Genomic DNA, 23,634 nt, shown 5'->3' on the forward strand with positions numbered 1-23,634 from the left:
CGGCCATGTTTCGCGCCGTCCCGCTGATCGCCCTCCGCCTCAGCCGCCGAGCAGGTCGCGCACCGCCCTCCGCGGTCCGTACGGCCGCAGCATCTGGCTGGCCGGACGGGTCCGCACGATCTGCGGCCACCAGAACCAGCGGCCGAGCAGCACCGCGATCGACGGCGTCATGAAGGACCGCACGATCAGGGTGTCGAACAGCAGACCCAGACCGATGGTGGTGCCGATCTGGCCGAGCACCACCAGGTCGCTGAAGACGAACGACGACATCGTGGCCGCGAACACGAGCCCGGCCGCGGTGACCACGCCGCCGGTGCCGGCCATCGCGCGGATGCTGCCGGTTTTCAGGCCCGCCCCGACCTCCTCCTTGAACCGAGAGATCAGCAGCAGGTTGTAGTCCGCGCCGACCGCCAGCAGCAGGATCACCGCCAGCGCCAGCACGATCCAGTACAGCTGGATGCCGAAGATGTACTGCCACACCAGAACCGACAGCCCGAAGGACGCACCGAGCGAGAGCACCACGGTGCCGACGATCACGGCGGCCGCGACGAGACTGCGGGTGATGAACATCATGATCAGCAGGATCAGTGCGAGCGCCGCGAGCGCGACGATCAGCAGGTCGTATTTCGCGCCGTCCTGGACGTCCTTGTAGGTGGCGGCGACCCCCGCGACGTAGATCTTCGCGTCCGACAGCGGCGTGGCCTTGATCGCGTCGAACGCCGAGTCGCGGATCGAGTCGATGTGCGAGATCCCCTCAGGCGTGGCCGGATTGCCCTGGTGGGTGATGATCATCCGGGCGGCCTTGCCGTCAGGCGAGAGGAACAGCTTCAGACCGCGCTTGAAGTCCGGGTTGTCGAACGCTTCGGGCGGCAGGTAGAACGAGTCGTCGTTCTTGGCGGTGTCGAACGCCTGTCCCATCGCGGTCGCATTGCGCAGCGCTTCCTCGCTCTGGGCGTTGGTGCCGCCGGTGGTCGCGTAGTTGGACAGCGTCAGGTCGCGGTTGCGCTCCTGGATCGCGATCTGCGGCGGCAGCAACGCCAGCAGTTGCGGTTGCAGCGCGTCCAGCTTGTCGAGGCTCGCCGTGATGCTGGTGAACTGATCGCTGAGCGCGCTGATGCCGTCGAGCGAATCGAACACCGACCGCAGCGCCGCGCACATCGGGATGTCGAAACAGTGCGGCTCCCAATAGAAGTAGTTGCGCAGCGGCCGGAACTGGTCGTCGAAGTTCGCGAGTTTGTCCCGCAGGTCCGTCACGATCGTGACGGTGTCGTGGAAGGCCTGGGTCTGCTCGTGGGTCGCCGCCGCACTGGCCTGCTGGAGGGTGAGCTGCTGCTTGAGGATGTCGATCGTGTTGCTGATCTCCGCCGCCTGCTTCATCAGATCGGCGGCGCGATCCTTCTGGTAGCTCAGGTTCATGATCTGGCTGGCGCTCTGCGCACTGATCTGGAACGGGATGGAGCTGTGGCTGATCGGCGTGCCGAGCGGGCGCGTGATCGACTGCACGAGCGCCACCCCCGGGGTGTGCAGCACGGCCTTGGCGACACGCTCGAGGATCAGCATGTCCGCCGGATTGCGCATGTCGTGATCGGTCTCGATCATCAGCAGCTCGGGGTTGAGCCGGGCCTCGGAGAAGTGCCGTTCGGCGGCGGCGTACCCGACCACCGCCGGGGCGGTGTCGGGCAGATACGGCCGTGCGTCGTAGCTCGTCTTGTATCCGGGCAGCGCCAACAGCCCGATCAGCGCGATCGCGCACGTCACCACCAGGATCGGACCCGGCCAGCGCACGATCACGGTGCCGATGCGCCGCCACCCGCGGGTCCGCATCGCCCGTTTGGGTTCCATCAACCCGAACCGGCCGGCCATCACGAGCACCGCCGGCCCCAGCGTCAACGCGGCGGCCAGCGTGACCAGCACGCCGATCGCCGCGGGCACCCCGAGTGTCTGGAAATAGGGCAGCCGGGTGAAGTACAGACAGGCCACCGCACCGGCGATCGTCAACCCGGAGCCCACGATGACGTGCACGGTGCCGCGGAACATGGTGTAGTAGGCCGGTTTTCGATCCTCGCCGGCACCGCGTGCCTCGTGGTAGCGGCCCACGAGGAAGATCGCCCAGTCGGTGCCGGCCGCGATCGCGAGCAGCGTCAGCAGGTTGGTCGAGTAGGTGGACAGGCCGATGAACCCGTAGTTCGCCAGCACCGCGACCACCCCGCGCGCGGCCGCCAGCTCGATGGCCACCGTCACCAGCACGATCAGCATCGTCACCACCGACCGGTAGACGATCAGCAGCATGATCGCGATGACGAGGAACGTGATGGCGGTGACCTTGTGCGTGCCCGCGCTGCCGACCTCGAAGTTGTCGGTGATCAGTGGCGCGGCACCGGTGACGTAGGCCTTGACGCTCGGCGGCGCCGGCACGTCGGCGACGATCTCGCGGACCGCGTCGACGGACTGGTTGGCCAGGGCCTCGCCCTGGTTGCCGGCGAGGTAGACCTGCACCAGCGCGGCCTTGCCGTCCTTGCTCTGCGAACCGCCCGCGGTGAGCGGGTCGCCCCAGAAGTCCTGGATGTGCTGCACGTGGGTGGTGTCCTGCGCCAGGCGCTTGACCAGGGTGTCGTAGTACTGGTGGGCGTCGGCGCCCAGTGGCTTGTCGCCCTCGAGCACGATCATGGCCGCACTGTCGGAATCGAACTCGTCGAAGACCTGGCCGATGTGCCGCATCGCCATGATCGACGGCGCATCCGGGGCGTTCATCGACACCGAACGTTCGGCGCCGACGACCTCGAGCTGCGGGGCGGCGATGTTGGTCAGCGCCGCGACGGCGACCCACACCAGCAGGATCGGCACGCACAGCACCCGGATCAGGCGCGCGACCCTCGACTGCTCGGCGACGGCGTGGTGCTCGCTCACGCCGACTTGTCCAGGCACGCGATGTATCCGTTCACGTTGTCGGTGGTCCTCTCGTCCTTGACGACACCGTTGACCGTGATGCGGCAACCGATCTCGGCGCCGTCACCCTGGGCGCGCAGGTCGGCGAACAGCGTGGGGTCGTCGGTGGTCAACGTCGTCGACCACGGCAGGGTGACGTCGTCGGCCCGCTGCGGTTGGGCGTCGGCGTCGAGGTAGTTGATGGTCGCGACCGTGCCGGGTGAGCCGAACACGTCGAAGCGGACCTTCTTGGGGTTGTAGCCGGTGTTCTCCAGGGCGTCGGCGCTGGGTCGTGACACGGTGTTGGTCGAGCCGAAGATGCCGTGCAGGCGGTAGACACTGAACCCGACGATCGCGACGACGACGACGGTCACGATGAGCGTCCACCGTTGTCTCACGACTCTTCCGACCGACACCCTGCTCATCCGCGAGCCCACTTCCGATCGCCCCGACGGCCGCTGCGCACCCCAGTGGCCGGAACGAAACGGTACGGTACGGTACTGTCCGCTGCAAGCGCTGGCGGTTCCGGCGCGGCGACGGCGGAGAGGCTTATGGTGGGGCGCGTGGTACCCGACTCGGCGAAGTCCGGCGCCGTGCCACCCGACTCGGGATCCGACCAATATGGCTGGACCGAGCGGGAAGCCGAACTGCTGACCGTGACGCTGCGGCTGCTGCAGTCACACGGTTATGACCGGCTGACCGTCGACGCCGTCGCCACCGAAGCCAAGGCGAGCAAGGCCACGATGTACCGCAGGTGGCCCTCGAAAGCCGACCTCGTGCTCGCGGCGTTCATCGAGGGCACCCGCGAATCGGCGGTCGCCCCCAACACCGGAAGCCTGCGCGAGGATCTCCTCGCGATCGGCACCGCGGTGGCCGCGCACTCCCGGGAGCACGCGAGCACGATGCGGGCGGTCCTCAACGAGATGTCCCACAGCGCGGGCCTGCGGGCCGCGATGCAGGACAAGTTCGTCCGGCACCGGCACACGATGATCGAAGAGGTGCTGACGGCGGCCGCCGAGCGCGGCGAGATCAGCACCGCCGCGATCAACCCCGAGATCTGGGACGTCCTGCCCGGCTATCTGGTGTTCCGCAGTCTGATGTCCGAACGCCCGCCCACCGACGAGACCGTTCGCGCGCTCGTCGACGACGTCGTGCTCCCCGCCCTGCAGCGCACCAGGGCCTGACGTCAGCGCCCGTGCGCGGCGAAGAAGTCGGCGCTCGCCTGCGAGGCGTCGAACGGCCAGCCGCCTGGCCAGACGTGGCCGCCGCCGGGAATCGTCACGAAGTCGACCTCCGTGCCGTCCGCGCAGCCGGTCGACACCGCTCGGCCGGGGGTCACGACGGGCGGTGGGCACCCGTTGATCGCCCGCCACCGGTCGGCCATCGCCGGGGCCGAGACGATGACGCTGGGCCCGCCGCGGCCGACCATCGGGCCGCCGTTGAAAGGCACCACCGGATCGGCGTCTCCGTGCACCTCGAGCACCGACACCGGCCGCGACGGCGCGCACGGGACGGCCGCGCCGAGCGTGCCCGCAACGGGCACCACCGCGGCGACCAGATCGGCCCGGTCGCAGGCCAGCCGCTGGGCCATGAATCCACCGGCCGACATCCCCGTCACGAACACCCGGCCCGGGCTGATGGCGTACTGCCGGGTCAGCTCGGTGATGAGTGTGGACAGGAAGCCGACGTCGTCGACGCCCTGCCGGTCGGGCACCGACGCACCGCGGCCGTCGGCCCAGCTCAGGTCGACACCGTCGGGGTAGGCGACGACGAATCCGTACCGGTCGGCGATGGCGTCGTAGTTCGTCGTCACCGCCTGGTCGCGGCCCGTCAGCCCCGCCCCGTGCAGGTTGATCACCAGAGCGTTGGCCGCTCCGGGCGGCACATGCACGAGGTAGGTGCGCTGCAGGCCGCCGATGGACAGCAGTCCCTGCCCGGCGGCCGGCGCCGCGGCGGTGAAGCCGGCCGGAGCGGCGACGATGCCGAGCACCGTGGCGATCAGGGTGAGGAGGCGAGCAGCGGTCAGGCGCACGGGCGCAAGTATTGACACAACAACATGGACCGAAACGGAACGGCAGACGTCGCGGCGACGTCGACCGGTGAGAGACAACACGGCTTCCATACTCACCCCGCGCCGACGGTGGTAGACACGCAGGTGGTGTCTGTCGACGAGAAGGAGGTTCGCGTGCGCGTCGTCATCGCGGGAGGGCACGGCAAGATCGCGCTGCTCACCGAGGCGTTGCTGAGCGCCCGGGGCGACTCGGCCGTCGGGTTGATCCGCAACCCCGAACACGCCGCCGATCTGACCGCGGCGGGCGCCGAACCCGTCGTGATCGACCTGGAGCACGCAGGCGTCGACGAGGTGGCGACCCACCTGCGCGGAGCCGACGCGGTGGTCTTCGCCGCGGGTGCGGGCCCGGGCAGCGGGGCGGCGCGCAAGCAGACCGTGGACCGGGACGCGGCGATCCTGCTCGCCGATGCCGCCGAGGCCGCGGGCGTGAGTCGCTACGTGATGATCTCGGCCATGGGCGCCGACGCCGACACCCCCGACGACGCGGCCGACGAGGTCTTTGTCGCCTACCTGCGCGCCAAGGGCGCCGCAGATGACGAGATCCGTTCTCGTACAGAGCTTTCCGCCACCATCGTGCGGCCGGGCCGGCTCACCGACGACCCGCCGACCGGGCGGGTCACCATCGCCGAGCGCACCGACCGCGGCGAAGTGCCCCGCGCCGACGTCGCCGCGGTGATCGTGGGTGTGCTCGATGCGCCGCAGACCGCGGGACGCACGTTCGACCTGATTTCGGGCGACACTCCGATCGCCGACGCGCTGCGGTCCTAGCCGCGAGCAGACGCAAACTCACCCGTTTTGGGGGTGATTCACAGGAGTTCGCGTCTGCTCGCGCGGACTGGTGAGGCCTCGCGCAGGATCAGGACGGCGCGAAGACCGCCTTGAAGCGGTTCAGCGACTCCTGGATGTCGCTCTTCAGCGCGCCGGCGACGACCATGCCGATCGGCCCGAACAGCGCGGGGCCGCCGAGGTGGACGTCGAACTGCACCGTCGAGCCCTGCTCGGCCGGCTTCACCTTGCCGATCAGCTTGACCTTGACACCTCCCCGGCCGTCCCCGTTGAGCGTCATGGCCTCCGGCGGCCGGTAGTGCACGACGGTCCAGCGCACACGGTTGAGCATGCCCTTGACCTCGACGATCGAGTCGAGCGTGGTGCCCTTGTCGATGGTGTCGGGCAGCGGCGAGCGCCACACCCGGTGAATGGAGAGCCACTCCTTGTAGCGGGACAGGTCCGACGCGTTCTCCCACGCCCGTTCGGGGGGCAGCGGCACGTCGACCGAGACAGACAGCTTGGCCATACCGCGGGCGGGCCTACGACACCGGAGGAGCCGTCGGGGGCTCCTGCTGCGGGGGCACCGGGGGCTGCTGCGGGGGCGTCTGGTGCGATTGCGGCGGTTGCTGCGGCTGCTGCGGCGCGGTCTGGTCGGCGACGGCCTTGCGGGCGGCGTCCTGCACCTTGTCGACGGTCGACGCGTACTTGCCCTGCGTCTTCTTGTCCACGAGGTCACCGGCCTTGTCGATCACGGTGTCCACTTTGTCGGCGTTCTTGGAAAGAAGATCCTTCGCCTTGTCCAGAAATCCCATGCGGCCGACTTTACCGCTCCGGCGTGCGCCACAGCCTGCGGGTTTCGCCCAGAACGGCGCCCTGGACCCACCAGATCACCTCGACGGCGACCGCGCCGAGCACCCCGATGCCCACCGCGGTGGAGGTCGTCACGACGTTCGACGGATCGAGCATGAACAGCTCGCGCGCGACGGGGAGGGAGAAGATCACCACGTACGCGAGCGCGGACACCGCGACGAGCGCCACCCGCCACCACTCGTACGGCCGGGCGACCACGGCCAGCACCCACAGCGCCGAGACCAGCAGCGTGATCAGCGCCGCGGTCGAAGCCTGCGTCTGCTCCACCTGGCTCGCCGCCCGCCCCTGGTAGGCCAGCAGATAGGAGGTGAACGTCGCGATCCCTACGGCCACACCCGACGGCAGCGCCGAGGTCATCACGCGCCGCACGAAACCCGGATGGGCCCGTTCGGCGTTGGGCGCCAGCGACAGGATGAACGCGGGGATGCCGATCGTGAACCATGCGGCGATGGTGACGTGGATCGGCTGGAACGGAAACAGCAGCGGATCGGTGCCGAAGATCTTCGCCGACAGCCCCGCCAGCCCGACGAGCACCGCGAGCAGCACCGAGTACACGGTCTTGGTCAGGAACAGGTTGGAGACCCGTTCGATGTTGCCGATCACCCGCCTGCCCTCGCCCACCACATAGGGCAGCGTGGCGAACCTGTTGTCCAGCAACACGATCTGCGCCACCGCCCGCGATGCCGAACTCCCCGACCCCATGGCGACGCCGATGTCGGCGTCCTTGAGGGCCAGCACGTCGTTGACGCCGTCGCCGGTCATCGCGACGGTGTGGCCGCGGGACTGCAGCGCATGCACCATCGCCCGCTTCTGGTCGGGCCGCACCCGCCCGAACGTCGTGTACTCCTCGAGTGTCTCGGCCAGCTGCTCGGGCTCCGCAGGCAACCGGCGCGCGTCCATCGTCTCCCCGGTGAGGCCGAGCGACCCGGCGACCGCACCGACCGAGACCGCGTTGTCCCCGGAGATCACCTTCACCGAAACATGTTGGGAGGCGAAGTAATCGAGGGTGTCGCGGGCGTCGGGGCGGACACGCTGTTCGAGCACCACGAGCGCGGCGGGCGTGACGGTGCCGGGCGCCTCGGGATCGTCGACGGGGCGGTCGCTGGAGCCCAGCAGCAGCACCCGCAGGCCCTGGGCGCCGATGCGCTCGGCGTCTTCGGCGGCCGGTGACGCCGGATCGAGGAGGACGTCCGGCGCGCCGATCACCCAGTTGCCGTGCTCGCCGTAGGACGTGCCGCTCCACTTGGTCGCCGACTTGAACGGCGCGGTGGCCGTCGAACTCCACCCCGGCGGCATCCGGTAGGCCTCACCGATGGCGGCCATGCTGGCGTTGGGACGAGGATCGTCGGCGGCGAGCTGGGCCAGCACCTCGGCCACCCCCGACGTGTCCAGGGTGGTGACCTCGCTGACGCGCATGCCGTTCTCGGTCAGGGTGCCGGTCTTGTCGGCGCACACCACATCGACCCGCGCGAGCCCCTCGATGGCGGGCAGTTCGTTGACCAGACACTGGCGCCGGCCCAGCCGCACGACGCCGACCGCGAACGCGATCGAGGTCATCAGCACCAGACCCTCGGGCACCATCGGCACCAGCGCGCCGACCATGCGCAGCACCGACTCCTGCCAGCCGGCGTCGGTGGTGAAGAGCTGGGTGTAGATGATCAGCGCTCCGGCCGGCACCAGCAGATAGGTGATGAACTGCAGGATCTTGTTGATGCCGCTGCGCAGTTCGGATTTCACCAGCGTGAACTTGCTGGCTTCCTCGGCCAGCTTGGCGGCGTAGGCCTCCCGGCCGACCTTCGTGGCCCGGTAGGCACCGCCGCCGGCGACCACGAAGCTGCCCGACATCACGTGCTCGCCCACGGCTTTCGCGATCGGATCGGCCTCCCCCGTCAGCAGTGACTCGTCGACCTCCAGGTTGGCCGCCTCGAGGATGTCGCCGTCGACGACGATCTGGTCCCCCGGCCCCAGCTCGATGACGTCGTCGAGCACCACCTCGCTGGGCAGCAGAGGCGCGGTGCGGGATTGCCTGCGCACCAACGGTTTCGCCTGGCCCACGATCGCGAGCTTGTCCAACGTCTGTTTGGCGCGCAGCTCCTGGATGATGCCGATCGCGCTGTTGGCGATGATCAGCAGGCCGAACGCACCGTTGATCAGCGAACCGGTGGACAGCACGATGACCAGGAGCACGCCGAGGATCGCGTTGATGCGGGTGAACACGTTGCCGCGGACGATCTCCGAGACGCTGCGTGCCGCGCGGGTCGGGACGTCGTTGCTCTTGCCGTCGGCGACGCGCTGCGCGACCTCGGCATCGGAGAGACCCGCGGAGACCACAGCCGTCATCGGAGGAACACTCCCTTGCCGTCCTCGTCGTAGTACTCCAGCGTCAGCTTGTCGCCGTCGAACGTCGCCGTGGACACCGTTCCCGGTGGCGCGTTCTCGGTGACGAACGCGAACGTGAACACGTTGCCGTCCCAGTGCCGCAGCTCCACGTCCAGAGTGGTGCCCAGCCGCAGCCGCAGCGCCCCGTTCACCTCGGTGACGGTCGCCCCACCCCAGAAGCCGTTGCGGTACGTGCCGGTGTAGGTCTGCAGCGGCGCCGGCGGCGCCGGATCGGGCGGCGGGGTCTTGCCGACCAGCGACCCGACCGGGGCGTCCATCGTCTCGAACGCCTTGCGGTACAGGCCGTACCAGTCCTGCCGGATCTCGCCGAACTGGACGAGGTCGGCGAACTCGGCGGTCAACGTCTCCGGGACCCCGATCGGCGTGGCGTTGGTGAGCGCCACGATCGCCACGTCGGCCGAGGGCAGGATCAGCACGTTCGAGCCGGCGCCCAGTTCGAACGCCCCGGAGTGGCTCAGTTCGGTCCGCGCGGCCGACGTGGTGCCGACGTTGAAGCCGAATCCGTAGAAGCCCGAACGCATCGCCGGTTCGGTCGCGGGGCTCGACACGATCTGCGGGGTCACCGCCGGCAGCAGTGCGGCGCGGTCGACCACCTGCGTGCCCTGATAGCTGCCGTCGGCCAGCATCATGGCCAGCCAGTGGGTCATGTCCTGGACCGATGCGCTGGCCCCACCGGCCGGTCCCTCGGCGTCCGCGTTGCGGATGTAGCGCGGTTGGTAGGAGCCGTCGAGGTGGATGTGCCCCACCGCGCGGTCGGGCCGCTGCGCGAAATCGGCGTAGCGGTAACTGGCCGTCGTCATGCCTAGTGGGGTGAACAGCACGTCGGCGGCCAGGTTCTCCCACGGCCTGCCCGCCGCCACCGCGGCCGCCTCCGCGCCCGCGGTGAAGCCGAAGTTGGTGTAGGCGTAGGAGATCCGGAAGGGGTCGAGCGGGTACTCGCGCAGTTTCTCGAGGACCTGCCTGCGGTCGTAGCCGAGATCCTCGAGCTGATCGCCGGCGTGGTCGGGCAGCCCGGAGCGGTGCGACATCATGTCCCCGATCGTCACCATCGGGGTGACCGCAGGGTCGGACAGCGCGAACCACGGCAGTTTCGCCACGATCGGGGTGTTCCAGTCCACCGATTTCACCCCGACCTGGTGGGCCACCACGGTGGCCGCCAGCGATTTGGACACCGACGCCAGCTGGAAGACGGTGTCCGGATCCACCCGATTGGCCGGATCGTCGGGAAGCGTCGCGTTCTTGACCCCGAACCCCTTCGCGTACACCGTCTTTCCGGCGTGCACGACGGCCACCGCCATGCCCGGGATCCCCGACTTGCGCATCAGGTCGGCCGCCAGCCCGTCGAGCTTCGCCACCGCGTCGTCGACCGCGTTGGCGGGCAACGGCATCGCGGGCACCAGCGGAGGCGGGGTGTCCCCGGCCTGCTCGGCGGTCGGCGATGGCGACGACGGAGGCGGCGTTGCGTCCGCGCCGCACCCGGCGAGGAGCACGGTGAGCATCGCGAGCGCGGCCACCCGGGGTGTCATGGTCGAACGGTAACCCGTCGGCACCGTCTACAGGCGCCACCACGGGTCGAATGTCGATTCGCCGTCCACCCGTCCCCCCGGAATGGGCACTGCGATCCGCACCCCTTCGGCGTCGGCGGCGGCGACCAGGCGTTCGGCCGGCTCGGCCCACGGATGCGGTGCCAGCCGGAACGTCGCCCAGTGGATCGGCATCATCAGGCCGGCGTCGGCGTCGGTCAGGTCGAGGTGCGCACGGACCGCGTCCTCGGGATTCATGTGGATGTCGGAGAACGCCGGATGGTAGGCCCCGATCGGAAGCAGCGTCAGGTCGAACGGGCCGAACTCGGCACCGATCTCGGCGAAGCTCTTGGTGTATCCGGTGTCGCCGCCGAAGAACACGCGGTGCGACGGCCCCATCGCCACCCACGACGCCCACAGCGTGGTGTCGCGGGTGAACAGCCGGCCGGAGAAGTGGCGGGCCGGGGTGCACACCAGCGTCAGGTCACCGATCCGGTGCGATTCGTTCCAGTCCAGCTCGACGATCCGGCTCTCCGGGATGCCCCACTTGCGCAGGTGCGCGCCGATACCCAGCGGCACCAGGAACGGCGCCCGCTGACTGTGCGCCAGCGCGACGATCGTGTCGATGTCGAGGTGGTCGTAGTGGTCGTGGCTGATCACCACGGCGTCGACGGCGGGCAGCGCTTCGATCAGCAGCGGCACCTCGTGCATGCGCGCCGGACCGACGGCACGCGACGGCGAGCAGCGCCGGCTCCACACCGGGTCGGCCAGCACCCGGTAGCCGTCGACCTCGATCATCGCGCTGGAGTGGCCGTACCAGCTGGCCGCCGCGGGACCGGCGGCCGGATGCGGCGCGGGCGGTTCGGCGAGCGGGATCGGGGCCGGCGGCTTGCCCGCGTTCCCGGCGTTGGCCAGATCGCGCAGCAGCATCCGCTGCGCCTCGCGGTCGGCCGTCATGCCCGACGGCGCCTCGAGATTGACGAACTTCCCGTCGCGGTACTGCGGGGAGCGCCGCGCCACCGGTGCGATCTCGGCCGGGGTGGCCCCCAGCGACTCCGGGGTGCCCTGCAGTGCCCGCAGCACCCAGCCCCCGGCCAGCAGGGACGCCGTGCCGAACCCGAACCGCAGCGCCGCGCCGAGCATCAGGCGCCCTGGAACTTCGGTGCGCGCTTCTCGATGCGCGCCACCTGCGCCTCGATGATGTCCTGGCTCTTCCACGCCCGGTCGAACAGCTCCTGGTGTGCCGGCCACGGATCCTCGTAGGCGCCGTCGTCGTTGAGCACCCGTTTGGCGTGCTGCAGGGCCAGCGGCGCGTACCCCGCGATCTCCTGCGCCCACGCCTGCGCGTCGGCCAGCGTGCCGATCCGGTTGGCCATCCCGGTCTGCAGGGCCGCCTCGGCGGTGAGCCGCTCGGCGGCCAGCAGCATGCCGCGCGCCCGTCCGGCACCCACCAGCGACGTCAGCCGGCGGATGCTCCAGTTGTCCAGCGCGATGCCGTACTTGGCGACGGGGAACTGGAAGTACGCCTCGGGCGCCGCCACACGCAGGTCGCAGATCATCGACAGGATGACGCCGGCACCGATCGCGGGACCGTTGACGGCGCCGATGACCGGAAAGGGAGCCCGGTCGATCGCCAGGTTGAGCGCCCTGGCCTTGTCGGGCAGCTCGTCGGCGACACCCTGACCGCCGGACAGGTCGGCGCCGGAGCTGAACACGTGCCCCTGGCCGGTGAGCACGATCGCGCGGACGTCGTCGACGGCCGCCTTCTCGATCGCCTCGCGCAGGCCGTCGACCAGTTCGGCGTTCAGCGCGTTGCGCCGCTCGGGACGCTGCATCTCCAGGGTCAGCACGTTGCCGTCTCGGGTGGCTTCAATCATCCCCCCAGACTATTAGCCTCTTCCTGTGAGCCGGATCCGCGCCCTGGAGCTGCGCGACGCCCTGCTCGACGAGGGCTCGTTCGTCAGCTGGGACGATCCACCCCTGCGGGTCGCGGCCTCGGAGTCCTACCGTCGCGAACTGGCCGACGCCGCCGCCGCGACCGGGCTGGACGAAGCGGTGCTGACCGGGGAGGGCCGCGTGTTCGGCCGCAGGGTCGCGCTGGTGGCGTGCGAGTTCGACTTCCTCGCCGGGTCGATCGGCGTGGCCGCCGCAGAGCGCATCGTCGCGGCGGTCCGACGGGCCACGGCCGAGCGCCTGCCGCTGCTGGCCTCCCCGAGCTCGGGCGGCACCCGCATGCAGGAGGGCACCGTCGCGTTCCTGCAGATGGTGAAGATCACCGCCGCGGTCGAGGTGCACAAGCAGGCGCACCTGCCCTACCTGGTGTACCTGCGCCACCCGACCACGGGCGGGGTGTTCGCCTCGTGGGGCTCGCTGGGGCACGTCACCGCGGCCGAACCGGGCGCGATGATCGGCTTCCTGGGCCCGCGCGTCTACGAACACCTCTACGGCGAACCCTTCCCGGCCGGTGTCCAGACCGCGGAGAACCTGCAGCGCCACGGTGTCGTCGACGCGGTCGTGCCGCTCGACGTCCTGCGCGCCACCCTGGACCGCACGCTCACGGTGGTCGCCGACGCACCCGGGCAGGCCCCGTCCGCTCCCCCGGCCGAACCCCTGCCCGACATCCCGGCCTGGGAGTCGGTCGAGGTGTCCCGCAGGCCGGACCGGCCCGGGGTCGGCGCACTGCTGCGCCACGGCTCCACCGAGCGGGTGCTGCTGTCCGGGACGGGGCAGGGCGAGGCGGCGACGACGCTGCTGGCGCTGGCCCGGTTCGGCGGCCAGCCCGCTGTCGTGCTGGGCCAGCAGCGGGTGGTCGGCGGTGTGGTCGGGCCTGCGGCCCTGCGCGAGGCGCGACGCGGCATGGCACTCGCGGCCGGCCTGCAGTTGCCGCTGGTGCTCGTCATCGACACCGCGGGCCCGGCGCTGTCGGTCGAGGCCGAGGAGGACGGGCTGGCCGGTGAGATCGCCCGCTGCCTGGCCGACCTCGTCACGCTGGACACCCCGACGGTGTCGGTGCTGCTCGGCCAGGGCAGCGGCGGCCCTGCCCTGGCGATGGTGCCCGCCGACCGCGTGCTCGCCGCGCTGCACGGCTGGCTGGCGCCGCTGCCGCCGGAGGGCGCCAGCGCGATCGTCTACCGCGACGTCGATCACGCCGCCGAACTCGCTGCCGCACAAGGGGTTCGATCGGTGGATCTGCTGGCCAACGGGATCGTCGACGTCGTGGTGCCCGAGCACCCCGACGCGGCCGACGAACCGCGCGCCTTCATCGAGCGGCTCTCGGCGACCATCGCCGCAGAGCTCCACGCGCTGAGGTCGGTGCCCGCCGAACAGCGGCTCACCGCCCGGTTCGAGCGCTACCGCCGCATCGGCCTGCCCTGACACCCGCCGAAACGGTATTCCGCGCGGCGATATCGGCCAAAACGCAACGCGGAATACAGTTTCGGCGTCAGAGGAGCAGAGTGAGCGCCGCGATCACCAGTTGCAGTACGCCGGCGCCGAGGGCGATCCACGCGGCCGGGCGCGCACGCGCCACCCGCCACACGGCCACCGCGACCGTGAACATCAGCAGCGCGAACCCGCCGTAGCGCAGCACCGGCCCGCCGCCGTGGGTGAGGAACATCGCGGCCCGCCACACGAAGCCCTGCAGCAGCAGGAAGACCACGGTGCCGGCGAAGTCCTTGAGCCGCCGGTCGTCCGCACGGGTCACCTCACACCACCCCTCTCTGAATCGTGATTTGGGCGTCATCGGTCAACGTACGCGTGACCAACGGCACCGAAATCACACCTCGATCGGCGGGTGCAGCTGTTCCATCGTGTACTGCCGGTTGCGTCGCGCTGCCCACGAACTGGCCGCCAGTGACGCCGCCAGCACCGCCGAGAGCACCGCGATGGCGGTCCACAGGCGTGCGTCCACACCGCCGACCGTCAGCTGCCGTAACCCGTTGACGGCGTAGGTCATCGGGTCGAACGGATGCAGGATCTGGAACGGCTTGGCGGTGGTCTCCACCGGATAGATGCCTCCGGCCGACACGAGTTGCAGCATCAGGAACGCCAGCGTCACCACCCTGCCCACCGCGACGCCGAACAGCGCGTTGAACGCCTGGATCAGCGCCAGGAAGGCGCCGGCGACGAGCACCAGGAACGCGACCGTCGCCACCGGATACTCGGCGTGCAGCCCGACCCCGAAGTGGACGACGGCGTACATCACCACCACCTGGCAGGTCACGATCAGCAGTCCGGGCCAGTAGGAGGCCAGCACCACGCGCAGCGCGCCAAGGCCGTTGACGATGGGCCGGGACTGCAACGGCGTCAACAACATCCACACGATCAACGCGCCGATGAACAACGCCAGCGGCATGAAGAACGGGGCGAAGCCGGTGCCGAAGGTGGCCGCCGGATGGGTGTTGCGCAGATCGAGGCCCGTCGGCGCGGCCAGCGTGCGCGCCACCGCGGTGCGCTGCTGCGGGTTCCACGACGGGATCTGGGTGGCCCCCTCCCGCAGCTTGGTGGCCAGCTCCTGGCCGCCTGCGGCGAGCTTGCCGGTGCCGTCGGCGAGTTGATGCGCGCCCGAGGACAGCTGCTCTCCGCCGGCGGCGAGCTGCACCAGCCCGGCGTCGAGGCGGTGCGCACCGGAATCCAGTTGGTCGACCCCGTCGCGCAGCGACGCGACATCGGCGCGCAACCCGCCGTTCAGTGACCGCGTCAGGAACGTGCGCAGCTTGCTGTTCGGGTCGCCGAGCTCGGTTTCCAGGCGAGAAGCGCTGTCCCGCAGCCTGATCAGACCGTCGTCGGTCGCCGGGTCGATGCCCTGGGCGCGGAGCAGCCGCTGCGCCCCCGCCAGGGCGTTGCCTGCGTCGCGGACCGCGGGGTCGGGGTTGTTCTGCAGGAATCCGACGGTCTGGTCGACGATCGCCGCGGCCTGGGCACTGTTGACGTTGAGCGCGGCGATCCGGTCGGTCGTGGAGCGCACCGCGCCGGACAGGTGCTGCGCGGCACCGGCGACCTCGTCGGGGTTCAACCCGAGACCGCCCACCCGGTCCAGGAATTCGAGCAGCGGCCCGGTAGCGGTGTCGACCGCACCGGCGAGCCGCCGGGTGCCCGCGGCCAGTTGCGCCGATCCCGACTGCGCGCTGCGCAACCCGGACTCGAGCGTATCGGCGCCACCGGCGAGCTTGCGAGCACCGTCGTCGGCGGTGACGATCCCGCCCGCCAGCTGCTGTGCGCCGTCGGCGGCCTGGTCGAGACCGCGGCCGGCGTCGCCCAGCCCGTTCACCACGGTGCCGATCCCGCGCTCGGCGATCGTCGCGTTCACCTGGTTGAGGATCTCGCGGGACGCGTTCTGCCCGATGACGGTGCCCAGGTAGTTGTTGGCGTCGTTGAACGTGAACCGGATCTGCGCCTGCTGCGGATCCGGACCGGCCGGGGAGCTCACCCGCTCGGAGAAGTCCTCCGGCAGCGTGATCGAGAAGTAGTAGCGGCCGCCGGCCACCCCGTCGGTGGCCTCTGCGGCTGACACCTCGGTCAGGTCGAGCTGGCCGGAGTCGATCAGCGCGCGGGCGACCTCGTCGCCGGCGCGCACGGGCTGCCCCTGCGCCTGCGCGCCGCGGTCCTCGTTCACCAGGGCCACCGGCACCTTGTTGACTTCGGCGAACGGATTCCAGAACGCCCACAGATACATCGCGCCGTACAGCAGCGGCATCAGGATGATCGTGACGAGAGCGATGCGGGGCATCAGACCGCGCGAGTACCGCTTGAGGTCGGTGCCCAGCGACATACCGGCAAGCACCACTAGGCACCACCCTTCTGCTGGCCCGCGAGCTCGGCGCGGGACACGTTGGCGACCGGGATCTGACGCACCGGATGGCCGGTGACGCCGTTGACGCTGGCGGTGAGGACCGTCTGCTCGCGGCCGAGGTCGACGAGCCGCCCGACGAGCAGATCCCGGTTGTGGTCACTGGTCACCTGCTCGAGGTTGCCGACCACCAGCAGCGGCGGGCGGGCGGTGTTGGCCAGCGCGATGCGCAGCAGCAGGCCGTCCAGTTCGGTGAGCTCCTCGACGTACTCCGAGAGCGGCGGCAGCGGCAGCTCACCGAACACCGGCCCGCACACCCGCGCCAGGTCGGACTCGTCGGCACGTCGAATCAGCCTGTACCACCGGGCATCCCAGCGCAGTTGCTCGGTGATCAGGTCGCAGACGGTGACGGACTCGTAGACGGTGTCGAGTTCGTCGATCCCGGCGAGCGCCGCGGCGGCGAAGATGTCCTGCACCCGGGTGCGGCCGAACACCGACAGCGTGCCCGACTTCGGCCGCATCCGGCCGGCCAGCGTCATCGACAGCGCGGTGCGGCCCGACCCCGCGGGGCACACCAGCACGGTCACCCCGCCGGCCTCCACCTCCAGGTCGACGGGGCCGTACACCGGCCCCCACGGTCCGCGCATGGTCAGTCCGCGGGCGACGATCGCGGGCTCGGGAGCTGGGGCGTCCGACACTCGGCAATCCCACCACACCCGGCGGTGGCATTCTGGGCATGTGGAGTCGCTCCTGCATTTCGCCGGGAACTTCTGGTGGCTGATCTTTCCGCTCAGCGGTGTGATCGGCGGCGCGGTGCGGGGTGTGTCGGCCGCCAACGAACGGCGCGCTCAACGGCGGCTGGAGCGCTACCGGATCAAGCAGGAGACCAAGGTCGCGCTGGCGCGGGAGAAGGCGGCCGGTCAGACCCGCGCGGACGGCACCCGGCGGGACATGGCCAAGGTGCTGCAGCGGCACGACGCCACCGACCAGCGCTGGCTCTCCTATGAGGTCGACATCGCCAAGCTGCTGGACTTCCCGGTGATGACCGACATGCGGGAACCGCTGACGCTGGCGTTCCACAAAGCCAAGAGCCGCGCCGACCTGCTGCGGCCCGCGCAGCTCGACGACATCCTCGGCGACCGGGCCGCCCAGGTCGAATACCGCGACGCGGTCGGTGAGTACGTCGCCGCGTTCGACGCCGCCGAGTCCGAGGCGATCCGCCGGCGCCGCAGCGACTTCTCCGCCGAGGACCAGGGCCGGCTGGCCCGCGCCCAGCACCTGCTGCGGCTGGCGGGCGACGAGGCCGCCACTCCGCAGGAACGGCAGAACGCCTACGGCCGGGCCCAGAAGGAATTGGCCGGGCTGATCGTGATGCCGCCCGCCGCCCGCGCCGCGATCGAGAGCAAGGTGCTCGGCGAACTGGAGGCGTGACGCTCAGGCCGGTGCCAGTGCGGTGGGTAGCCTCGCCGACGTGGATTACGAAACCCTGCACTGCACCGTGGACGCCGACGGCGTGGCGCTGCTGACCCTGTCCCGGCCGGAGCAGCTCAACGCCTTCAGCGTGACGATGGCCCGCGAACTGGAGCAGTTCTTCACCGTCGACGCCCGCGACGACGCGATCCGCGCCGTCGTGGTCACCGGCGCCGGACGGGCGTTCTGCGCGGGGATGGATCTGTCCGCGCCGGGCAACGTGTTCGGATTGGACGAGAGCCTGGCCCCGACGCCGGAGCAGATGCACGCCGACTACGCGAGCGAACCCCTGCACAGCGGAATCCGCGACACCGGCGGCCGGGTCACCCTCGCGATCCACGCCTTGCCCAAGCCCGTCATCGCGGCGATCAACGGCGCCGCCGTGGGGATCGGCGCCACCATGACGCTGGCCATGGACATCCGGGTGGCGTCCGAGGCCGCCCGCATCGGTTTCGTGTTCGGCCGGCTCGGGATCGTGCCTGAGGCGTGCTCGTCGTGGTTCCTGCCCCGGCTCGTCGGCATCCAGCAGGCCCTGGACTGGGTGTACTCGGCCGACATCATCTCGGCCGAGGACGCGCTGCGCGGCGGGCTGCTGCGCTCGGTGCACAGTCCGGACACCCTGGTGCCCGAGGCGCTCGAGCTGGCCCGCAGCTACGTGGCGGGGCGTTCGCCGGTGGCGCTGGCGCTGGCCAAGCGGCTCATCTACCGCAACGGTGCCGCCGACTCGCCGCTGGAGGCCCATCTCAGCGACTCGCTGGCGATGTTCTACACCTCCATCGGCGACGGCAAGGAAGGCGTCGCGGCGTTCCGCGAGAAGCGGCCACCGGCGTTCTCCGGCAGTGCCAACGCGTTGCCGCGGATCTTTCCCGAGGACGACTGAACCGTCAGGCCAGGGCCAACGCGGCGAGCATCGCGCCCGAGGTGACCAGCAGCAGCGGCACCCGCAGCAGGTTGCGCCGCGTCCATCGCACCGCGGCCGCCTCGTCGACGTCGGCCGGATCCTTTCTCTCGAATTCGGCCGCCTGCGGGATCAGGTCGAACAGCGCCCACAGACGCATCACGGCGTGGCTGACCAGCGCCACCAGCAGCGCCACCCCGATCGCCGAGTCGCCCCAGGTCACGATCAGCGTGACGACTAGCAGAACCTCGAAGATCACCGGCGCGGGCAGCCAGAACCGCACCCGGGCGATGCCGCCGTTGCGGGACTGGATGATGCCCGGCCGGCGGGGCCAGTACGGGTCGACGACGAGCACCTCGTAGAGGGCGCCGCCGAGCGCGATGCAGGCAGCCAGCGTGGTGGCGGCGATCAGGACGAGCGTCGGGGCCGACGTCGGGGTGGACACAGCTCGAAGATTAGCCAAGTGCCAGGATGAGCCATGGCCGAGATCACGCCGTTCCGCATCGCCGTGCCCGATACCGACCTCGACGATCTCGCCGATCGCCTGCGCCGCACCCGGTGGCCGGAGCCCGAATGCGTCGACGACTGGAGCCAGGGCATCCCACTGGCCTACACGCGCGAACTGGCCGACTACTGGGCCAAGGACTATGACTGGCGCGCAACCGAAGCCGAGCTCAACGGATTCGACCAGTTCGTGACCGAGTTCGACGGGTTGCCCATTCACTTCCTTCACGTCCGCAGCGGCCGCACCGACGCGTTCCCACTGCTGATCACCCACGGTTGGCCCGGCTCGGTGCTCGAATTCCACAAGGTGATCAGACCGCTCGCCGACGCCGGGTACGACGTCGTCTGCCCGTCACTGCCCGGGTACGGCTTCTCGGGGAAGCCGTCCGCGACCGGCTGGGGGGTCGAGCGGATCGCCCTGGCGTGGAACGAGCTGATGACCCGCCTGGGCTACGAACGCTACGGCGCGCAGGGCGGCGACTGGGGTGGGGCGGTGACGACGCAGATCGGCCGCCATCAAGGCGGCTGCGTGGCCATCCACCTGAACATGCCGACGGCGGGTCCGCCCCGCAACCTCGCAGACCCCACACCCGAAGAAACAGTCGCACTGCAGCGCCGCGATGAGCATCGGCGTTGGGGCACAGGCTATTCCGGTCAGCAGGCCACGCGACCGCAGACCCTCGGCTACGGGCTGGCGGACTCCCCCGTGGGGCAGATGGCGTGGATCGTCGAGAAGTTCTGGGCCTGGACCGACAGCGGCGGCCACCCCGAGAACGTCCTCACTCGCGACGAAATGCTCGGCAACGTGATGCTCTACTGGCTGACGAACTCGGCGGCCTCGTCGGCGCGGTTGTACTGGGAGAGCTTCGGCAGCTTTCGCGACGGTGCGCCGGTGACGCTGCCCACGGGCATCGCGGCGTTCCCGAAGGAGATCGTGCCGCCCCGGCGCACCTGGTGCGAACCGCATTACAACATCACTCGGTGGACGGACATGCCGTGCGGCGGGCACTTCGCCGCCTTCGAGCAGCCCGGGCTCTTTGTCGAGGACGTCAGCGCCTTCTTCGCCGAGTTCCGTTAAGACGGGTCCAGGCCCAGCAGTTCGATGCTGTCCTTGCGCATGTCGACCTTGCGCACTTTGCCGGTCACGGTCATCGGGAACTCGTCGACGACGTGCACGTACCGGGGAATCTTGTAGTGCGCCAGCCTGTTCGAGGCGTACTCGCGCAGCGCGGCCGCGTCGAGTGCCTCCCTGCCCGGCTTCATCCGGATCCAGGCGCAGATCTCCTCGCCGTACGTCGCGTCCGGCACCCCGATCACCTGGGCGTCCTCGACGTCGGGATGGGTGTGCAGGAACTCCTCGATCTCCCGCGGGTAGATGTTCTCACCGCCGCGGATCACCATGTCCTTGATGCGGCCGACGACGTTGCAGTAGCCGTCCTCCCGCATGATCGCCAGGTCACCGGTGTGCATCCAGCCGTCGGGATCGATGGCCTCTCTGGTCTTCTCGTCGTCGCGCCAGTAGCCGAGCATCAGCGAGTAACCGCGGGTGCAGAATTCGCCCGGCTCCCCGCGCGGCACCGTCTCCCCCGTGTCGGGGTCGACGATCTTGATCTCGACGTGCGGGTGGGCCCGACCGATGGACGACGTGCGCCGGTCGAGGTCGTCGTCGATGAGAGTCTGACACGACACCGGTGACGTCTCGGTCATCCCGTAGGCGATGGCGACCTCGGACATGTTCATGTCCTCGACGCAGCGCTTCATCACCTCGACCGGACACACGGCGCCCGCCATGATGCCCGTACGCAGCGACGACAGATCCGTCGTGGCGAAGTCGGCATGGTGCTGCATCGCGATGAACATGGTCGGCACCCCGTACACGCCGGTGCACCGCTCGGAGGCGATCGCGCGCAGGGTGGCCGCCGGATCGAAACCGGCGGCGGGGATGACGATGGTGGCGCCGTGCGTCGTGCAGCCCAGGTTCCCCATCACCATGCCGAAGCAGTGGTAGAACGGCACCGGGATGCACAACCGATCGCCGGCGCCGAGCCGGATCAGCTCGGTGACGAAGTAGCCGTTGTTGAGGATGTTGCGGTGCGACAACGTCGCACCTTTGGGGAAACCCGTTGTACCCGAGGTGTACTGGATGTTGATCGGATCGTGGTGGGACAGCCCGGCGAGCCTGTGCGCCAGGTCGTCGGCACCCACCGGGTCGGCGTCCTCGCGCAGACGGACCCAGTCCTCGGTGCCGAAGAAGATCACATCCTCCAGCGTCGGCATCTGCGGACGGACCTCGGCGACCATCGCGACGTAATCCGAGGACCGAAACGACGTCGCGCCGAACAGCGTGCGCAGCCCCGACTGCTCGAGCACATAGGCGAGCTCGTGGGTGCGGTACGCCGGATTGACGTTGACCAGGATGGCGCCGATCTTCGCGGTGGCGAACTGAACGATCACCCACTCCGCACTGTTGGGCGCCCAGATCCCGACCCGGTCCCCCGGTGCGATACCGCGGGCCATCAAACCCCGTGCCACGACATTGATCTCGGCGTCGAGTTCGGCGTAGGTCCAGGACCGTCCGGTGGGGACGTCGACCAGCGCGTCGGTGTCGGCGAACGTGGCGGCGATACGTTCGAAGTTCGCGCCGATCGTCTCCTCCAGGATCGGCGCGTCGGTGGGTCCGGCGTCGTAGGACAACTCGGTCACGGTGCTCACCTCACCAGGTCCTCGTAGCGGAACTCCGTGTCGATCGGCGTGCCGGCGCTGTGCGCGTCCTGCTCGCGGCGGCGCAGATCGACCCGGCGGATCTTGCCCGAGATCGTCTTGGGCAGGTCGGCGAATTCGACACGGCGGACCTTCAGGTACGGCGCCAGATGGTCGCGGCTGTACTGCAGGATCTGCCTTGCTGTTTCGGCGTCGGCGGTCCAGCCCTCAGCGAGGGCGATGTAGGCCTTCGGAACGGCCAGCCGGGTGTCGTCGGGGGCGGGCACCACCGCGGCTTCGACGACGGCCGGGTGTTCGATCAGCACGCTCTCCAACTCGAACGGCGACACCTTGTAGTCGGAGGACTTGAACACGTCATCGGTGCGCCCGACGTAGGTGATGTAGCCGTCGTCGTCGCGGGTGGCCACGTCCCCGGTGTGGTACAGGCCGTCCCGCATCACCAGCGCGTTGCGCTTCTCGTCGTCGAGGTAGCCCGTCATCAGGTTCAGCGGGGTCGCGTTCAGGTCCAGGCAGATCTCGCCCTCCTCGGCCCGCTCGCCGGTGAGCGGGTCGACGAGCACGACCGGGACGCCGGGCATCGGCCGGCCCATCGACCCGGACTTCACGGGCTGGCCCGGGGTGTTGCCGACGGCCAGCGTCGTCTCGGTCTGACCGAACCCGTCGCGGATCGTCAGCCCCCAGGCGCGCTCGACCTGTGCGATGACGTCCGGGTTCAGCGGCTCGCCGGCGCCCAGGACCTCCCGCAGATGCGGTGGCCGTTCGCCGAGGTCGGCCTGAATCAGCATGCGCCACACGGTCGGTGGTGCACAGAAGGTGCTGACCTCACCGCGGTGCAGTTGCTCGAGCAGGGCAGCCGCGTCGAAGCGGGCGTAGTTGTAGACGAAGATCGTCGCCTCGGCGATCCACGGCGCGAAGAAGCAGCTCCACGCGTGCTTGGCCCAGCCCGGTGAACTGATCGCCAGGTGCACGTCGCCCGGTCGCACTCCCAGCCACGCCATCGTCGACAGGTGGCCCACCGGATAGCTGATCTGCGAGTGCTCCACGAGCTTGGGCTTGCTGGTGGTGCCGGAGGTGAAGTAGATCAGTAGCGGGTCCGTGGGCGCCGTGCCGGGATCGAACGGCCCGGCCGGCGCGACATCTCCCGCGTCGGCGTAGCTGTGCCAGCCCGGCGCCTTTCCGCCCACAGCGACCCCGGTGAAGGTTTCCTCGACACCGGTGAACTTCGCCGCGTCCGACGCGTTGGCGATGACGAACCCGGCGCGCCCGCGCCGCAGCCGGTCGGCGACGTCGTCGGGACCCAGGGCCGCGGTCGTCGGCATGATCACCGCACCGAGTTTGGCCACGGCCAGCATCGACTCCCACAGCTCGACCTGGTTGCCGAGCATCAGGATGACCCGGTCGCCCTTCCCGACGCCGAGGCCGCGCAACCAGGTCGCGACCTGATCCGACCGGGCCGCCATCTGTCCGAAGGTCGCCTTCACCTCGCGGCCGTCCTGCTCGACGATCCACAGCGCGACGTCGTCGGGCCGGTCCGCGGCGACCACGTCGAACCAGTCGGTCGCCCAGTTGAACCGTCCGGTCAGCCGCGGCCACTCGAACGTCTCGACGGCCTTGTCGTAGTCGCCGATCACCTCGACCAGGTGGTCCCGCGCCTCGCGGTAGCGCTCCGTGTTCGTCGTCATGACCAATAGGATCC

General features: G+C 69.9%; 21 protein-coding genes. 6 read left to right on the forward strand and 15 right to left on the reverse strand.

Features of this window, described 5'->3' with window-relative positions; translation table 11 throughout:
* Positions 1-39: 39 nt before the first annotated feature.
* Together MCHLDSM_RS32845 and MCHLDSM_RS32850 are read right to left on the reverse strand one after the other, a co-directional pair.
* A complete protein-coding gene (locus tag MCHLDSM_RS32845; RefSeq protein ID WP_048473866.1) occupies positions 40-2,907 on the reverse strand; it encodes an MMPL/RND family transporter in 2,868 nt (955 codons plus the stop codon).
* On the reverse strand, positions 2,904-3,350 hold the full coding sequence (locus MCHLDSM_RS32850) for an MmpS family transport accessory protein (RefSeq protein WP_048473867.1): 447 nt from the start codon (positions 3,348-3,350) through the stop codon (positions 2,904-2,906). Before MCHLDSM_RS32850 ends, MCHLDSM_RS32845 begins: the two co-directional genes overlap by 4 nt.
* A gap of 126 nt (positions 3,351-3,476) precedes the next feature.
* On the opposite strand from MCHLDSM_RS32850, the gene MCHLDSM_RS32855 reads away from it, so the two are divergent.
* A complete protein-coding gene (locus MCHLDSM_RS32855; protein ID WP_048473868.1) occupies positions 3,477-4,109 on the forward strand; it encodes a TetR/AcrR family transcriptional regulator in 633 nt (210 codons plus the stop codon).
* A gap of 2 nt (positions 4,110-4,111) precedes the next feature.
* Here MCHLDSM_RS32855 and MCHLDSM_RS32860 read toward each other — a convergent pair whose 3' ends face one another.
* Positions 4,112-4,957, reverse strand: a complete 846-nt coding sequence (locus MCHLDSM_RS32860; RefSeq protein ID WP_048473869.1) for a CE1 family esterase — start codon at positions 4,955-4,957, stop codon at positions 4,112-4,114.
* Positions 4,958-5,110: 153 nt separating this feature from the next.
* Between MCHLDSM_RS32860 and MCHLDSM_RS32865 the strand changes: the two genes are divergently transcribed.
* Positions 5,111-5,764, forward strand: a complete 654-nt coding sequence (locus MCHLDSM_RS32865) for an NAD(P)H-binding protein (RefSeq protein ID WP_048474183.1) — start codon at positions 5,111-5,113, stop codon at positions 5,762-5,764.
* An 88-nt stretch (positions 5,765-5,852) separates the two neighbouring features.
* Here MCHLDSM_RS32865 and MCHLDSM_RS32870 read toward each other — a convergent pair whose 3' ends face one another.
* Genes MCHLDSM_RS32870 through MCHLDSM_RS32895 form a run of 6 tightly spaced genes read right to left on the reverse strand, consistent with a single transcriptional unit; the run spans position 5,853 to position 12,434 of the window.
* The gene (locus MCHLDSM_RS32870) at positions 5,853-6,290 is read right to left on the reverse strand and encodes a type II toxin-antitoxin system Rv0910 family toxin (protein ID WP_048473870.1); all 438 of its coding nucleotides are present in this window, start codon (positions 6,288-6,290) and stop codon (positions 5,853-5,855) included.
* 13 nt (positions 6,291-6,303) lie between these two features.
* The gene (locus MCHLDSM_RS32875; RefSeq protein WP_048473871.1) at positions 6,304-6,576 is read right to left on the reverse strand and encodes an antitoxin; all 273 of its coding nucleotides are present in this window, start codon (positions 6,574-6,576) and stop codon (positions 6,304-6,306) included.
* Between the two features lie 10 nt (positions 6,577-6,586).
* Entirely contained in the window at positions 6,587-8,974 is a 2,388-nt protein-coding gene (locus MCHLDSM_RS32880) for an HAD-IC family P-type ATPase (protein WP_048473872.1), read from the reverse strand.
* Positions 8,971-10,560, reverse strand: a complete 1,590-nt coding sequence (locus MCHLDSM_RS32885) for a serine hydrolase (protein WP_048474184.1) — start codon at positions 10,558-10,560, stop codon at positions 8,971-8,973. Before MCHLDSM_RS32885 ends, MCHLDSM_RS32880 begins: the two co-directional genes overlap by 4 nt.
* Positions 10,561-10,587: 27 nt before the next feature.
* Positions 10,588-11,700, reverse strand: a complete 1,113-nt coding sequence (locus tag MCHLDSM_RS32890; RefSeq protein WP_048473873.1) for an MBL fold metallo-hydrolase — start codon at positions 11,698-11,700, stop codon at positions 10,588-10,590.
* On the reverse strand, positions 11,700-12,434 hold the full coding sequence (locus MCHLDSM_RS32895) for an enoyl-CoA hydratase (RefSeq protein WP_048473874.1): 735 nt from the start codon (positions 12,432-12,434) through the stop codon (positions 11,700-11,702). Before MCHLDSM_RS32895 ends, MCHLDSM_RS32890 begins: the two co-directional genes overlap by 1 nt.
* Positions 12,435-12,459: 25 nt before the next feature.
* Here MCHLDSM_RS32895 and MCHLDSM_RS32900 point away from each other — a divergent pair, with 25 nt between their 5' ends.
* Positions 12,460-13,932 carry an acetyl-coenzyme A carboxylase carboxyl transferase subunits beta/alpha gene (locus MCHLDSM_RS32900; RefSeq protein ID WP_048473875.1) on the forward strand — a complete coding sequence of 491 codons (1,473 nt, stop codon included), beginning with the start codon at positions 12,460-12,462 and terminating at the stop codon, positions 13,930-13,932.
* A gap of 67 nt (positions 13,933-13,999) precedes the next feature.
* On the opposite strand, the gene MCHLDSM_RS32905 is transcribed toward MCHLDSM_RS32900, so the two are convergent.
* The 3 genes from MCHLDSM_RS32905 to MCHLDSM_RS32915 form a co-directional block, all read right to left on the reverse strand.
* Positions 14,000-14,260, reverse strand: a complete 261-nt coding sequence (locus tag MCHLDSM_RS32905) for a hypothetical protein (protein WP_048473876.1) — start codon at positions 14,258-14,260, stop codon at positions 14,000-14,002.
* A gap of 72 nt (positions 14,261-14,332) precedes the next feature.
* Positions 14,333-16,327 (reverse strand): YhgE/Pip domain-containing protein, encoded by a 1,995-nt coding sequence (locus MCHLDSM_RS32910; RefSeq protein ID WP_174545850.1) that lies wholly within the window; start codon positions 16,325-16,327, stop codon positions 14,333-14,335.
* A gap of 14 nt (positions 16,328-16,341) precedes the next feature.
* Positions 16,342-16,992, reverse strand: coding sequence for an ATP-binding cassette domain-containing protein (locus MCHLDSM_RS32915; protein ID WP_109789014.1), 651 nt, complete (start codon positions 16,990-16,992; stop codon positions 16,342-16,344).
* A 91-nt stretch (positions 16,993-17,083) separates the two neighbouring features.
* On the opposite strand from MCHLDSM_RS32915, the gene MCHLDSM_RS32920 reads away from it, so the two are divergent.
* Together MCHLDSM_RS32920 and MCHLDSM_RS32925 are read left to right on the forward strand one after the other, a co-directional pair.
* Positions 17,084-17,776 (forward strand): hypothetical protein, encoded by a 693-nt coding sequence (locus MCHLDSM_RS32920; protein WP_048473879.1) that lies wholly within the window; start codon positions 17,084-17,086, stop codon positions 17,774-17,776.
* Positions 17,777-17,816: 40 nt separating this feature from the next.
* Entirely contained in the window at positions 17,817-18,695 is an 879-nt protein-coding gene (locus MCHLDSM_RS32925) for a crotonase/enoyl-CoA hydratase family protein (RefSeq protein WP_048473880.1), read from the forward strand.
* 4 nt (positions 18,696-18,699) lie between these two features.
* Here the strand turns inward: MCHLDSM_RS32925 and MCHLDSM_RS32930 are convergent, their stop codons facing one another.
* Entirely contained in the window at positions 18,700-19,158 is a 459-nt protein-coding gene (locus tag MCHLDSM_RS32930) for a hypothetical protein (RefSeq protein WP_048473881.1), read from the reverse strand.
* Positions 19,159-19,191: 33 nt separating this feature from the next.
* On the opposite strand from MCHLDSM_RS32930, the gene MCHLDSM_RS32935 reads away from it, so the two are divergent.
* Positions 19,192-20,295 carry an epoxide hydrolase family protein gene (locus MCHLDSM_RS32935; RefSeq protein ID WP_048473882.1) on the forward strand — a complete coding sequence of 368 codons (1,104 nt, stop codon included), beginning with the start codon at positions 19,192-19,194 and terminating at the stop codon, positions 20,293-20,295.
* Here MCHLDSM_RS32935 and MCHLDSM_RS32940 read toward each other — a convergent pair.
* Both MCHLDSM_RS32940 and MCHLDSM_RS32945 read right to left on the reverse strand, forming a co-directional pair.
* Positions 20,292-21,929, reverse strand: a complete 1,638-nt coding sequence (locus MCHLDSM_RS32940) for an AMP-binding protein (protein WP_201780413.1) — start codon at positions 21,927-21,929, stop codon at positions 20,292-20,294. The two genes, MCHLDSM_RS32935 and MCHLDSM_RS32940, sit on opposite strands and share 4 nt — an antisense overlap.
* Positions 21,926-23,620: an AMP-binding protein gene (locus tag MCHLDSM_RS32945; protein WP_048473883.1), complete on the reverse strand. Its 1,695-nt coding sequence runs from the start codon at positions 23,618-23,620 to the stop codon at positions 21,926-21,928. The genes MCHLDSM_RS32940 and MCHLDSM_RS32945 overlap by 4 nt, the downstream gene beginning before the upstream one ends.
* Positions 23,621-23,634 lie beyond the last annotated feature (14 nt).

Source organism: Mycolicibacterium chlorophenolicum, from assembly GCF_001044235.1.
GTDB lineage: Bacteria > Actinomycetota > Actinomycetes > Mycobacteriales > Mycobacteriaceae > Mycobacterium > Mycobacterium chlorophenolicum.